5 protein-coding genes are annotated in these 15,147 nt (G+C 69.5%); all 5 read right to left on the bottom strand.

Annotation, left to right across the window (positions count from 1 at the left end; translation table 11 throughout):
- Window positions 1–25 precede the first annotated feature (25 nt).
- Window positions 26–3,484, bottom strand: coding sequence for an amino acid adenylation domain-containing protein (locus AB4Z47_RS19755; protein ID WP_441952708.1), 3,459 nt, complete (start codon window positions 3,482–3,484; stop codon window positions 26–28).
- 228 nt (window positions 3,485–3,712) lie between these two features.
- A complete protein-coding gene (locus AB4Z47_RS19750) occupies window positions 3,713–8,101 on the bottom strand; it encodes an AMP-binding protein (RefSeq protein WP_441952706.1) in 4,389 nt (1,462 codons plus the stop codon).
- Window positions 8,098–9,792, bottom strand: coding sequence for a condensation domain-containing protein (locus AB4Z47_RS19745; protein WP_441952704.1), 1,695 nt, complete (start codon window positions 9,790–9,792; stop codon window positions 8,098–8,100). The genes AB4Z47_RS19750 and AB4Z47_RS19745 overlap by 4 nt, the downstream gene beginning before the upstream one ends.
- A gap of 45 nt (window positions 9,793–9,837) precedes the next feature.
- Window positions 9,838–10,854: an ABC transporter substrate-binding protein gene (locus AB4Z47_RS19740; RefSeq protein ID WP_441952702.1), complete on the bottom strand. Its 1,017-nt coding sequence runs from the start codon at window positions 10,852–10,854 to the stop codon at window positions 9,838–9,840.
- The gene (locus AB4Z47_RS19735; protein WP_441952700.1) at window positions 10,851–15,080 is read right to left on the bottom strand and encodes an amino acid adenylation domain-containing protein; all 4,230 of its coding nucleotides are present in this window, start codon (window positions 15,078–15,080) and stop codon (window positions 10,851–10,853) included. The genes AB4Z47_RS19740 and AB4Z47_RS19735 overlap by 4 nt, the downstream gene beginning before the upstream one ends.
- Window positions 15,081–15,147 lie beyond the last annotated feature (67 nt).

The raw sequence follows: 15,147 nt of genomic DNA, 5'->3' as shown, positions 1-15,147 counted from the left end.
GTGCTGACAGAACTCGGGCGGGCGCTCAGACCGCCGCGGGCTCCGGGACGCTCACCTGCGCGAGCTCGAGCAGAATCCGGCACACTCGCTCCAGCCGGGCCGGATCCTCCTCCGCGGCACGCAGACCGTCGACGATCCCGCGCACGGTTCGGCCCTCGAAGACGCCGGTGACGCCGAAACCGGACACCGCGAGCAGGCCGCGGATCCGGCCGGTGAGCGTGGTCGCCAGAATCGAGTTACCGCCCGCCTCGAAGAAGTCGGTGGCGACGCCGATCCGGTCGATGCCGAGCACCTGTGCGGCGACGAACTCGACTGCCGCCTCCACCTCGTCGGCGGGCGGCACATAGGCAATCCGGGCCGCCGCATCGTCCGCGCCCAGCCTGCGCCGGATAGCGGCCCGGTCCAGCTTGCCGTTGGCGGTCAGCGGGATATCGGCCAGCACCTCGATCACGTCGGGAATCATGTAGCCGGGCAACAGCTCTCGCAGCGCGGCGGCGACGCCGTCGGCGGTCACCTCGGCGCCCGCCCGGATCGCGGCGGCCAGCCTGCCCGCGTCGGTGCGCAGCGCGACCGCATCGTCCACGCCGGGCAGCTCTGCCAGCGCCGATTCCACCTCGCCGAGCTCGACCCGGTAGCCACGGATCTTCACCTGGTGGTCGGCCCGCCCGAGGAAGTCGACCGTGCCGTCCGGAAGGTAGCGCGCCGAATCGCCGGTGCGGTACCAGCGCACGCCGTCCAGCTCGACGAATCGGTCGGCGGTCCGCTCCGGATCGCCGCGGTAGCCGTCGGCCACGCCGGCGCCACCGATCCACAATTCGCCGGGCACCCAATCCGGGCAGTCCTCGCCGCGCCCGTTGACCACGCGCAGTCGCACATTGGCCAGCGGGGTGCCGTAGGGCACGTCACCCCGCTCGGCCGGGAAGTCCTCGCTCACCTCGCACACCGTGGAGTGGATCGCGGTCTCGGTGGTGCCGCCGAGGCCGATGAAGCGCAGGCCCGGCACTACGGCCCGCATCCGCCGCGCCAGCTGGGTTTTCACCCGGTCGCCACCGGTCAGCACGATGCGCAGGGAACGCAGCTGCTCCGGCGGCGCGGTGTCGGCCAGCATGCCGATCAGGCCGGGCGCGCAGTTCAGCACCGTCACCCCGGTCTCGGCGATCAACCCGGCCCATGCCGCGGCGTCACGCTCGGTGTCGGCGTCCACGCAGACCAGCGCGCCGCCGTGGGACAGCGGGGCGAAGATGTCGTAGACGGACAGGTCGAAGCCGAGCGCGGAAAGCCCGATGGTGCGGTCGTCGGCGCCGATGCCGAAACGGGTGTCGATAGCGTCGATCGTGTTGGCCGCGGCGCGATGGCTCACCTCGACGCCCTTGGGCTCGCCGGTGGAGCCGGAGGTGAACAGGACGTACGCCACCTCATTCGGATCGGTGTCGTAGGCACGCTCCAGCCTTGGGCCGGCCAGCGCGTCGGCGAGCGTCAGCGTGGTGACGCCGTGGGGCAGTTCCGCGGATTCGTCCACCAGCGCCACGGAGACCGCGCCGCACAGCAGGATTCGGTCCCGGCGGGCGCTCGGCTGGTCGGTGCCGATGGGCAGATAGGCGGCGCCGGCGGCGAGCACGCCCAACACCGCGGGCAGCTGCCGGTGGCCCTTGGACACGATGACGGCGACCGTGTCGCCGGGGCGAACGCCCGCCTCGGTCAGCGCGTGCCCGACCGCCAGCGCCTGGTCCGCCAGTTCGCCGTAGCCGCTCGTGCCGCCGTCACGCCAGCGCAGCGCGGTCCGCTCCGGCCGGCTGCGTGCCAGTTCGAAGAAGGTGCCGTGCAGGGTGCGCACGCCGAGCTCGACGGCGGTGTCATTCGCGGCAGCGCGCACCGCCCGCTGCGCGGCGGGCAGGTCGATGCTCAGGTCTGCCGTCCAGTCGGCATCCGGCTCGATCAGCGCGTCCAGCGCGCGGCGGAACTGCTCGAACATGGCCTCGGCGACGCCCGCCGGTAGCGCGTCGCGGCGGATGTCCCAGTTCACCAGCAGACCGCCCGCGAGCTCGACCACCTGGGCGTCGAGATCCACCTGCGGGCCCTGCGACAGAATCCACACCGGCTCGCCGAAAATGCGAGTCACCCGCTCGGAGAACAGCTCACCGAGGTCCAGACCCGAGGTGAACACCACCGAAGGCGTCACCGGGGCACCGCGCACCCGACCGAGGTCGCGCAGCACATCCAGGCCCTCGTAGCTGGAGTGCGCCGCACAGGTGTGCAATTCCCGCTGGAGCCGCTTGGCCCGCGCCACGATAGGCTCCTTCTGGCTCGCGTCCACGTCGACCAGCACCGAGTTGGTGAAATCGCCGACCACCCGGTCGATGTCGTCGTGCAGCGGTTCCCGGTCGAACAGCGGCACGTTGAGCAGGAAGCGCTGCTGCGTCGACCAACGGGCGATGACCTCGCCGAAAACGGTCGCCAGAGTGACCGCGGGGGTCACGCCGTTGCCGTGGGCGTTCGCGTGCAACCGCGCCTTGGCCGCGGCGTCGAACCAGTGATGCAGCCGGATGCTGCGGGACGGGTCCTGGCGCTCGTTCTCCGGCACCACCGGCAGCGACGGAATGTCCGGCAGGCTGCCGATCTTGTTCTCCCACCACCGTGCGTCGGCCGAATTGTCCGGCGCGGTGCGCTCTTTCGCCACCAAGTACTCGCGGAAAGTGACGCCGATGGGTGTGAGCGACTCGTCGTCCGCCTCGTACAACGCGGCCAGATCGTCGAGAATTCTGCGGTAGCTCTGGGCGTCCGCCGCGACCATGTCGACGTCGAGGTGCAGCCGGTGCCTACCGTCCGGCAACACGGTGACGGCGATGTCGACCACCTGTCCTGCCGCGACGTCCATGCGCTGGTGGCTCTTGTTCTGCCGGATCCGCTCCAACTCGGTGTCGATCGCGGCGCCGTCGAAACCGGTGCGCAGATCGTTGGCATGGAAGACCGGTACCACCGGCTCGGGCAGGATTCGCTGGGCGCCGCTGTCCAGGAACTGGGCTCGCAGCATCGCGTGCCTGCGCACCAGCCGCTGGGTCGCGCGCCGCATCCGCTCGAGTTCCAATCCCGTGCCGTCGAATTCGACGTACAGGTGCGCGGCGACCCCGCCGAGCCGCTGATCCTGCCTGCGGCCGACCCAGTAGGCGTGCTGCATGGTGGCGAGCGCGAATTCGTCGGAGACCATGTCCGATTCGCCTGTCGGCGCGGGCACCGCGGGCGCGGCTGCCGCGGGCTCGGCCGGCCGGCTGCCGGCGAGCAGCCGCGCCCACGCCTCGACGGTCGGCTCCAGCGCGAGACCCGAGCTGCGCACGTCATAACCCTGTTTGCGCCACGTGGCCGCCAGACGCATGAGCATCATCGAGTGCATGCCCAGGCTGACCAGATCGTCGTCGTAGCCGATTGATTCGGGGGATACGCCCAGATCCGCCGCAACGATGTCGCGGACTTCCGCCTTGCCGAGCATCGGACTCCTCACAGCCAACGAACAGCCCCACCAGGGGCAATAGGCAAGCCTTGCCTAACATTCATGGGATCGTAACGCATCGAACGCCCGCGAAGGCAGAATGTGGGTTGCCTAACCTATCTTCGAATTTTCCGACCGGACGTCCGCGCCTCTCCCCCGCGGCCACCGTCCAGCACATGCGGACCCGGCGCGGATGTCACACCGGGTCGCGGCCACATCCCGACCCGCTCAGCGCGCCATCGCCGCGGGCCGGTCGGCGAAGCCGGCCAGCAGCTCCGCCCACCGTGCGGCCCGCTCGTCGGCCTCGTCCGCGCGGAGCACCGCCGAATTGATGTCGAATCGAGCCACCAGCGACGGCCCGTCCGCGCTCGGCAGCACGGCGGTCGACACATCGATGGTGAATCGCAGCGGCAGCTCCGGGTGCACCGCCCAGCCGAACTCGGTGGCGAATTCCGCCATCGGAACCGGCGACCATGGCCCGGGAGCGACTTCGAGCAGGTCGAACCGTCCGAGATGGTTCAGCCGTAGCTGGCCGCGCGCCGCAAAGGTGCGCTCGGCCAGCGGCGGCCTGCCCACTTCCGGGACCCACTCGACCACGTCCGGCAGCGACACCGACACGGTTTCCTCCACCGTGAACCAGCCGACCTGCCGGGTGTCGTCCTCGGCGGCACGGCCGTGCGACTCCCTGGTCACCGCTACTCGGCCGGTGTCGTCGGCGGTATCGGCGACCGTGTGCGCGCAGGCGAGAATCAGCAGATCCTCCAGCGGAACCCGACTTTCGGCGCAGCGCCGCAGCAAACGCTCGGTGCACTCGGCACCGAGCTCGACCACCCGTGCGAGCGCGTCCGCTGCTCGGTCCAGCCCCGGATCGGTGAGACGGCCACGTAGCGGGACACCGAGCACCGGCAGCGCGACCCTCGGCACGCAGTCCGGATCCGCCGCGGACCTTGTCTCGTTGATCGGTGGTTTGCCCTCTGCCAGCCTGCGCAGATCGTCGCCGAGGATGAGCCACGACACGACGTCGACGGCGAGATGATGAATCGACAGCAGCAACCGCTTCTCCGGGACCCCCTCGGCGCCTGCCCCTTCCAGCAGCGTCGCCGACACCATGTGCCCTGCCTCCGGGTTCAGCCGCTCGACCGTCTCGGCGAGCAGACTCGCCGGACCCGCCGAATCGGCCACGGCCATCGTGACCAACGGCGCGGCCACCGATGGATCCTCGACGATCAGCACAGGGGTACCGTCCGCCCGGGCGGCGAGCCGGGAACGCAGCGTCGGATGAGCGAGGGCGAGCGCGCTCAACCGATCCACGACCGCCCCGATAGTGGCCTCCTGCGGCAGCGAAAGCACCTGGCTCTGCGCTAGATACCGGAAGTTGCCGTGTTCGAGAATCTCCTGTGCCAGCGAAGTGAGCTCGATAATCGTGCCCGCCGGCACCATGTCGGCTGTCGTGTCGGCATCATCGAGCCGACCGAGTTCGTCCAGCCGCGTGGCCAATTCACGCAGATCCGCCGCCACGAGCAGATCGCGGGCAGCCACCCGATAGCCCACACCGCGCAGCCGCGACACCAGGTCGATCACGCCGATGCTGTCCACTCCGAGATCGACGAGGCTGTCCAGCATGCCGATCCTGCGCGCCGTGCCCGACTCGGCCTGCTCGCCGATCGCCTCGATCAGCCCGAGCAGCATGCGCTCGGTCTCGGTCGCGGGCTCGACCGCGGCGGCAGCGCAGGCCGCTCTGGTGAGCAACTGGGTAGCGATCTGCGCGTCGAGCTTGTCGTTGCGGTTCAACGGAATCTCGTCGACGAGCACGATTCGGGTCGGGATGAGGAACTGCGGCAGCCGCCGCGCCAGCGCCGAGCGGATGTCCGAGACCGATCGATCGCCGACCACCAGCGCGCCGAGCCGGGTCCTGCCGTTCTCTACGAAGGCCAGTGCCGCTGCTTGCCGCACGCCGTCCACTTCGCGCAAGACCACCGTCGCCTCGTCCGGCTCGACCCGATAACCGTTGATCTTGACCTGGCTGTCGATCCTGCCCTGGTAGATCACCGTTTGCTCCAGCGTGCGGCGCACCAGGTCGCCGGTGCGGTAACGCCTTCCGCGCGGACCGGCGACGAACGCCGCGGCCGTGGTCCCCGGCCTGCCGAGATAGCCGATCGCCAACTGGGCGCCGGAGAGATAGAGCTCACCCTGACCACCGGGCGGCACCGGACGCATCCGGTGATCGAGCACCTCGGCGGTCATCGCGTCGAACGGCCCGCCGATGGTGGGCGCGCGATGCTCGTGCACATCGGCCATCAGCGCCTCCACCGTGGTCTCGGTGGGCCCGTAGAAGTTGACGACCCGGGTGCCGTCGAGACCGCGCAGCCGCGTCCACGTGTGCTGGCTGATCGCCTCGCCACCGAGCGCGAGCACGGTCAGCGGGCAGTGCTCGCGGCCGTCTCGCTCGGCGAACAGTCCTGCGGGGATCAACCGGCTCAGCATGGACGGTGAGGTGTCGAAGATATCGATATCGTGCCGCGCGATCGCCTCGACGATCTGCTCGGCATCGGTGCGCACCGAATCGCCGAGCAGCACAACGGTATGCCCGCTGAGCAGTGCCACGGTCGGCTGCCACGCCGCGTCGAAGCCGGTCGACCAACCGTGACCGATCCGCAGCCGCCGCCCGAGTCGCGCGGCGGCGGGCTCGAAGATCCGGCGGCGGTGGTTCGACCAGTGGTTGAGCAGCGCCCGATGCGCCACCACAACGCCTTTCGGCCTTCCGGTGGTGCCGGAGGTGTAGACGACGTAGAACGGGCTCTCCGGTGTCGCGGGCCGTGCGGACGGCTCCGGACCATCCCGGTGCGCACCGAGCACACGTAGACCCCCTTCGCCGTCCGGAACCGCATGCAGCACGTCGACGCCCGTCGCGCGCACCGCATCCAGCGCCTCGGCCAGCGACTCGTCGCCGAGCACCACCCGTACGTCGGCGGTTTCCAACAGGTAGCCGAGCCGTTCGACCGGCGTCGCCGGATCGACGTGCACGCACAGTCCGCCAGCGCGCCCGATCGCGAAAGGCGCCTGCAACACCCGTCGGTCCCGTGGCAGTACGACGGCGACCGCCGCACCCTGCGGTAGCGCGAGCGTGCCAAGGTTCGCAGCCAGCTCCCGCACCGCGGCGCCGAACTGGGCGAAGGTCTGCGGGCCCTCGGCGTCGATCACGGCGACCGCATCGGCCGCCCGGTCGACCGCGGCAAGCAGCGCGTCCGGCACGTTCTGCTGGCCGTCGAGGTCCGAATTATAGGAAATCAGTGGAGCAGCAGGGGATTTCGCGCGCAGCGCGGACGGCTCGTCGTCGAGCAGTATGTCGACGTCGCAGTAGCGCCGTGCCTCGATGAGCCTGCGCAACACCACGAGCATGCGCAGTGCGAGCCGGTCCGGATCGAACCGGGCGGTCAGGTCCGGCCGGATCTCCACGCGGCTGATCAACTCACCGTTCTCGACAATCGGCACCATGGTGAGGGGGTAGTGGCTCGGCGAGTCGATGCGGCGCGCGATGAGCCGGGCGCCCCCGCCCATCTCCATCGTCCCGGTCATCGCACCTACCGGCACGTTCTCGAAGACCAGCAGCGTGTCGAACAGCTGCCCGCCCCCCGCCGACCGGGTGATCTCGGCCATACCCAGATACTCGTGAGTACGCAGCTGCGCCACCTGACGCTGCAAGTGCGCAGCCACCTGCCCTGGTTCCCGCTCGTCGACGCGGACCCGCACCGGAATCGTCGCCACCAAGGCGCCGACCAGATGTTCGGCGCCCGGCAGTGTCGCGTCGCGGCCCGAGGTGGTCTGACCGAACACCACGTCGTCCCGTCCTGTCAGTCCGGACAGGATCCTGGCCCAGGTCAGCTGGAGCAGCGTGTTCAACGTCAGGCCGCGGGCGCGGGCCCACGCGGCCACCGCCTCGGTTTCCGGCCTGCCGAAGCGGGCCTCGCCCACCACAGGCAGATCTGGATCGGCGGGCGGCACGATCATCGGCATCGGCGCGAGTTCCGCCAGCGCGTCGCGCCACGCCCGCTGCGCTGCCTCGGAGTTCTTGGCGGCCAGCCAGGCCGCGTGATCGCGCAGCGGCAGCGGAGTCGGCAGTGCCGTTCCCTCGCCGCGGTGCAGTGCGATCAGGTCGGCGAACATCAACGGGATGGACCAGCCGTCCACCACCAGATGGTGTGCGGTACAGATCAATTCGTAGTCGCGCTCGCCGATCCGCGCGGCGGTGACCCGGAACAGTGGCCCGCTGTCCAGGTCGATCCGACGCCTGCCCTCGTCGGAGTAGATGCGCCGGGCCGCGGCGACCGGATCGTCGGCCCGCCGCAGATCGACTTCGTGCCAGCCGATGCGACCAGCGGTGGTGATGACCAAAACCGGATGCGGCAGATCATCGCTCACCACGCTCGCCCCCAGCTGCGGATATCGTTGCAGCAGTTGGTCGAATGCCGCGCGCAGGGTAGCGAGGTCGATCAGGTTCTCCACCCGCACCGAGAAGGTCACCAGGTACGGATCGATGCCGCGGGAGGTCGTGCTCACCGAGTACAGCCCACGTTGTAGCGGAGACAACGCGATGACGTCGAGCAGTTCGATACTCACTTGGCGCCGAACTTTCTGCCGAGCGCGCTCAGCGTGGCAGCGTCGAGGCCGGAGGCGCTCATCGGTGCCACCTCGGCTGCGGCGGCGGGTTGCACGGGAGCCGCAGCGCCTGCGGCACGATCCAGCTCGGCGGCCAGCTCGTGTAGCACCGGAAAACCGAAGACGGTCTGCACTTCCACCGCATGGCCCCGCTCGCCGAGCAGGGTGACCAGACGCAGCGCGGCGATGCTGTCACCGCCCAGCGAGAAGAAGGTGTCTTCGCGGCCGATCTCGTCGTCTTCGTCGAATTCCAAGATCTGCCGAATGGCGTCGGTGAGCAGCTGTTCGGTCGCAGTGATCGGTGCGCCACCCCGGCCGGGCAGTCCGAACATGTCATCGGTCGACGGCGCGGCGAACAGCGCGAAACCGCCGCTCGTCGCGGGCAGGACGGCATCGAGGTCCGCCGCCCACGCATGGCACTGCGCCCCGAATCGCGCCACGAACTCATCGATCTCGCGCAGGCCGGCCACTACGGCGGGGAAGTCGATACGTACCCGCGCTCCCTCGGCGGAAACAGCGACGTCGAAGACGAGGTCTACCCCGGCAGGCCGCGCCGTGCGTCGCGCCAGCTCGCGCACCGTACATCCGCTCGGCGCCTGCTCATCCGACGCGTCGGGATAAACCCGGACCAGCACGGGGAACAACGAATTGCCCGCCGAGGAACCGGTGCCACCGAGCAGATGGGTGAGCCGCTCGATCCTGGCGTTGCGATGCTCGTGCGCTTGCGCGGCGGTTTCGGCCGCGGCTGAAATCATCTGGCGCGCGCTGCGCCCGCCCGGCGCGGCGATCCGCAGTACCAGATGGTTGGCGAAGTTGCCAATGGTGTGCTCGGCAGGCTCGGTTCGCGCCGGATACACCAAGCCGACCGGAATGTCGTCGCCGAGTCCCGCGTCGGCGAGGATCGCCGACACCAGGGCCGCGAACACCGCCGCGTGATCCGCGTCCGGGTCGGCGTCCAGCAGTGCGGCGACGGTATCGGCCGTCAGCCGCAGCTCGCGCTGGGCGTCGCCGGAGCTCCGATCCGACACCGGCGTCGGCCGCAACGGCAGATCGGCGAGCCGCTCGGTCCAGTAGGCCAGGTCGGCGTCGGTGGCCGCGGTCGCCACCAGGTCCTTCAGCTGCGCGGGGACGAACTCGCGATACTGCGCCGACTCCACCCGCTCGGCACCCGTGCCACCCGCGAACAGCGCGCGCACCAACAGCTCCAACGCCCTGTCATCGGCGGCGACCGGGTGCACGGTGACCGAGAGAACGTGCTGCGCGGGAAGTCGGTAGAGCCGCAGCCGCACCGGGAGGTCCCGTACCACATCGAAGCGTGCATCGGCATCGGTGCGCAAGCGGGCGTCGAGTTGGGCGGGCTCGAGCTCGCTGACCTCGAGCACTCGGTCCGGTACCGGCACCACCTGCTGGTACGGGATCCGCCGATCAGCCGGATAGACGGTGCGCAGGATCTCGTGGTCGGTCAGCACCACGACGGCAGCCCGCTCCATTGCGGCGACGTCGAGGTCACCGGAAATCTCCAGCGCGAGAAAGAGATTCACGGCGGGCACCTGACGCAGCCTTTCCGGCAGCAGCGCGGCCTGCTGCGTCAACGACAGCGGTACGCCGCGCGCGCTCGATGTCCGAGCGGGCTGCACGAGTGAGTTTGGCATTGCGGGTCCTTTCGAGCAGAGATCTTGCGCATCGAACCGTCACGCCTACTTGGCGGCGGCCGCCAGCGCGGGGTCGAGCTTGTCGAGCAGGTAGGGCACCGACAGCGCCGTCGGCGAGTTGATCGCGCTGATCGTCACTACGTCGACCAAGGCGAAGCTGCCGGCGCGCGCCGAAGGGAGTTCGGCGAATCCGGGCAGCTGTTTGAACTTGTCCTCGAGGCCGGTCATGGCGCCGCAGGTCAGCAGGTTCGAGTCCAGATCGCCGAGCCGCTCCGGCGAGAGCGCCAGCCGCCCGCCGAGCGGGGCCTCCTTGGCGATGTGCTCGGGGATGCTCAGGCCGAGCTGATCGAACAGCGCGGCCGAGCCATCCTTCGGATCGGCCAGCACCATCAACTGAGTCGCCGCGGTCAGCATGCAGGTGAGGAAGGTTTTGCCGCGCAGACCCGGGTAGCGCTGCGCGACCGCGGCGACCTTGCCCTGCACCTCCGAGATGACCCTGGTCGCGTCGGATTCTTTGCCGAGCACGTTGCCGAGGGCGTTGAGTTCGTCCACCCAGTTGTCGATCTGCGCGCCGATGGTGACCGGACCGATGGTGGGCGCCAGCTTGCCCAGCTTCTCGTACATCGCCTTGTCCACCTGGATGCCGGGCACCAGGATCAGGTCGGGCTCCAGTGCGGCGATCTGCTCGACGATGTCACCGGAGAGGCTGAGGGGCTTGGACTGCTTCAGCGACTCCGGCTCCCACGGCGCGATCCCACCGGTGACGCCGAGGGTGTTGTCGATGTGGCCCACTGGCCGTACACCGAGCGCCTGGGTAGCGTCGAGCCACTGGTTTCCCAGCGCGACAATCCGCTCCGGGCGACCGACCACCGTCGTCTCACCGAAAGAGTGCTTGATGGTGACGGACCGGGCCTCGCCGTCGGTGTCGGTGGCGGGGTCGGACGAACCGCACGCCACCGCACCGCCTGCGAGGCCGACGGCCAGCACTACCGCGCCGAGCCTGGTCATCAAACCCCGCCCTGGGCGGCGATTCCGCGGCACCGTTCGCAGACCCACATTCATTCGTAGCTCCTTATCGAGTTCAGGACCCACGACCCGCGGGTCTCCAAGACAAGCCACCCCTCCGGATCCCACCGCGCGTGGTCTCCGGTTCGGAACAGCCGGCCGCCGGGGACGAACGGATCGGCGACGAAACGATCCGCCGCGCAGGCGTCCTGATGCCCGGACGCGAGGCCGGCGCCGCCGACATACACCGCACCGCGCACGCCGGGCGCCACCGGCTGCAACATGTCGTCGAGCACGAGCACCCTGGCGCCGGGTACGGGCCGGGCCCGCCGAGTCCCGTCCAGCGGGCCGCGCGCGGCGACCCCGGCGTACTCCGGCACGTGGTAGCCGAAGGCAAGGACCGAGCTCGCCGACATCCCCGCGGCAATGTCAGGAAGGGTTGCACACCAATCGATTCCGACCACATCCCAGCGACGCACGCTGGACGCGTCGCCGACAGCCGCTGTCATACCGATGAATGCGGGCGGTTCGACCGCAACGTGCGCCACCGCATGCGCGGCGATCAGCGCGGCGAGCGCAACCGGGTCCCGACGCTGCGCATCGGTGGGGACGAGCAGCGTCGCGCCGTCCGCCACAGCGGCCAATAGCTCGACACACATCCGCACGCTCCCCCACACCGCGTCGACCAACTGGGTCTCGACGCAACCGCGCGCCGGGTCGGGGCGGCCTCGATGATCGGCGGCCACGGCGCGCCGATCGGCGACCGCCGCTGCCAGGGCGGCGGAACTCAGCACGATCGTCTGCGCGCCCGGTTCGGGCAGGACCAGCGGTTCGGCGTGCCGGACGGCCGCGTCGAGTGCGGTGAGCAGCCATCCGGGAACCGCCCGCGCCTGCTCGCCCGCCCCGCCGAGCCATGCGGCCAGCACGCCGTAGGTCAGCTTCTCGTCGCCGTGGCGCACCGCGACGCGATCCGGTGGAAAGCCCCGGGCGCGGCCCAGTAGCGCGGCAAGCGTCGGCACCTCGGTGAGTTCCACCCCGGTGGACCACTCGGAGACGACGCGCCACTTCTCGGAGCCCGACAGGGCAGGAACTCGGGTCGAACGGCCCAGCCGCGCCGACCGGGACTCGATCAACGCGGCGAGACCGGCGACGCTCGGGCTGCCGAACAGCACTCGGACGTCGAGTTCCACCCCGAACTCCTCCCGAATCCATGCCACCAGGCGATGGGCGAGCAGCGAGTGGCCGCCCAGGTCGAAGAAGGAGTCGTCGGCGCCGATCCGGTCGAGACCGAGGATCCGCCCGTACTGCTCGGCGAGCCGGATCTCGTTGGCGGAACCGGGCTCCCGGAAGGTGCGTGTCGCGCCCCGGACCGGCTGGGGTAGCGCCTTCCGATCCAGCTTGCCGTGCGCGGTCAGCGGAATCGCGTCGAGCACGGCGTAGGCCGCGGGCAGCATGTAGTCCGGCAGTACCGCGGCGGCATGCACACGCACCTGCTCGAGGTCGACCGCCGCGCCATCGGCGGGAACCACGTAGGCCGCCAGCATGGTGCCGATCGCGGCGTCCGACGTCGCGACGACAACGCAGTGGGCGACCGCGGGATGACCCGAGATCGCGGCCTCCACCTCGCCGAGTTCGACCCGGTACCCGCGTACCTTCACCTGTTCGTCGGCGCGGCCGACGAATTCGAGCACACCGTCGGCATCCCGACGAGCCAGATCGCCGGTGCGGTAGAGCCGCTGCCCGAGCAGGAACGGGTCGGCGACGAACCGCTCCGCGGTGAGCCCCGGCCGATTCAGATAGCCGCGAGCCAATTGCCTTCCACCCAAGTAGATTTCACCGACGACGCCGGAGGGAACCAGTTGCAGGCGATCGTCGAGCAGGTAGACATAGACATTCCGATTCGGCACGCCGATCGGCACAATGCGCGTGCCCTGTGGCCCCTCCACCGTCAGGTGCGTGGCGGAGACGACGGCCTCGGTGGGGCCGTAGTGGTTGCGTAATTCGGCGTCGAACACGCCGGCGAAGCGATCGGCGACCTCGCCGAGCAGAGCCTCACCACCGACCGGCACGTGCCGCAGCGCTCGCCACTCGCTCACCTCCGGCAGCATCAGGAAGGTGCTCAACGTCGAAGGCACCATGTGCAACACCGTCACCTTGTACCTGGCGATCAGCTCGGCGACGTAGGGGATGTCGTGAAACGCATCGGGTTTCGGAATCACCAGCCGGGCACCGACGGTCAATGTGACGAAAAGGTCCAGCAGCGAGGCATCGAAGCTGACCGGCGCCGACTGCAACAGCCGATCGTGCGCGCTCATCCCCCACTCGGCCGCGAAACCCGCAAGGTGCTCGGTCAGCGCCGCGTGTGAAACGGGCACGCCCTTCGGCCTTCCGGTCGTTCCCGATGTGTAGACCAGATAGGCCAGGTTGTCGGGGCGAAGTGGCCGCACCCGTTCCGCGTCCGTCGGTGGATGCTCGGGCAACGGGGCCGCGATCTCCTCCGCAGCGGCCAGTTCCACTCGGCCGAGCACCAACCGGGGGCGGGCATCGCGATCGATATCGGAGATCCGCTCGTCGGAGTTGGCTGGATCGACCGGCAGATATGCGGCGCCGGCGGCGAGCACGCCGAGCACTGCGACCACGAACTCCACCGAGGTGGGCAACCTCAGCGCGACGATGTCTTCCGCGCCGATACCCTGATCGATCAGCCAGTGCGCCAACCGATTCGCGCGGCGATCCAATGCTCGGTAGGTCAGCTCCACATCAGGTGTGCCGTCGGACCCCGGGGCTACGACGGCAACCACGTCCGGCGTCGCGGTGATCCGGCGTCGCACCAACTCCACCACGGTGGTCGGCGGCGCATCGACCAGCTCACCGTGCGAGAGCGCAAGCAGGCGCGCGCGATTGCGGTCGCCGAAGAGATCCAGTTCGCCGACCGCGCGGGAGGGATCGGCCACCGCGCTGGTGAGGAGCGTCAGGAAGTGCTCGAGCAACTGGTCGACGAGAGCCTGCGTCAGTTTATCTGCCTGATATTCAGCCTCCAGATGAACACCGCGCTGGTCGAGCACGACGGTGAGGCGCAGCGGGAGTTGCGCCTCCGTGTTACCGAATTCAACTGCGGCACAGTCGATCCCGTCGAACTCGAAGCCGCGTATTCCCTCCCGCGCCCCGAATCCGACGCGGACGAGTTCCTCCAGCCCGTCGCGGCCCGCGGCTCGGTCCGGGTTGGTCTCCCGCACCACGCGGTCGATGCCGACACCCTGATTTGTGAAGGCCGCCGTACAGTCCGCCGCGACCGCCGCGACGAAATCGGCGAACGAATCGGCGGGCCGCAGCCGAGCCCGCATCAGCAGCGTATTGCCGAAGTAGCCGACCACGGAGATCGCCGAGGGGCCGCGATTGGACACCGGAACCGCGACGAGGAAGTCTGTCGTCGCGGTGTAGCGGTGGATCACCGCGTAGTAGGCGGCAAGCAGCGTCGCGAACGGAGTGACGTCGTAATCGCTGGTGAAACTCACTACTCGGTCGACGAGGCCGGCAGGCACGTCGAGCCTCCTGTGTCCGGTCTGCCGCGCGCTCGCACCGCCGGCGGAAGGCCTGCCGGGCAGTTCCAGCGCGTGCGGCAGCGGACGCAGTGTGTGCAGCCAGTAGTCGATCGCGACGGGATCGCTCTCCACATCTCCGCCGCCGTGTACGGCGACATCCACGAATTGGGCGGGGTCCGCGGGCAGGGGCATGCCGTTGTATGCAGCGTCGAGCTCCGCGCGAACGATGCTCCAGGAATCGTCGTCCCAGCATATTGTGTGGACCACCAGGACGAGGACGAACTCGGCCGCGCCGGTGCGAATCAGCATGAGGCGCAAAGGAGCCTCGGCGGTCAGGTCGAATGGCCGGCCCAGTGCGCGCCTGGCCAGCACCTCGACCCGCCGCTCCCGACTGGCCTCGGCGAGGTCGGCCAGATCGTGTTCCTGCCAGTAGCCAGGCAGATCGCGTCCGCGGACCTGATACGGCTCACCGTCCGCGTCGGCTCCGTATGTGGTGTGCAGAATGTCATGCCGCGCCACCACATGTTCGACCGCGGAGCGCAACCGGGGCGCGTCCAGTGCACCGGTCAGACGGAAGGCCAGGCAGACGTTGAGCGTGACGTCCTCGGGGTCCCGGGTCTGCACGAACCAAGCCCTGCGCTGTCCGGCGGACAGCGGCGCGCGTTCGGCATCCGCGGAAAAGATCGTGTCGTCTGAATTCTCGGCATCCGGACGATGCGCGTCGTTGGCTATTGTCGACATGATTCCTTCGGCCCCCGGGTTGATCGTTGCTTCCCCCGACGCCGCGACATGCGATCAAGCGCTTGTG

It is taken from the genome of Nocardia sp. 2TAF39 (assembly GCF_052114905.1).
GTDB lineage: Bacteria > Actinomycetota > Actinomycetes > Mycobacteriales > Mycobacteriaceae > Nocardia.
This window is presented reverse-complemented; position numbering and strand designations above follow the sequence as displayed.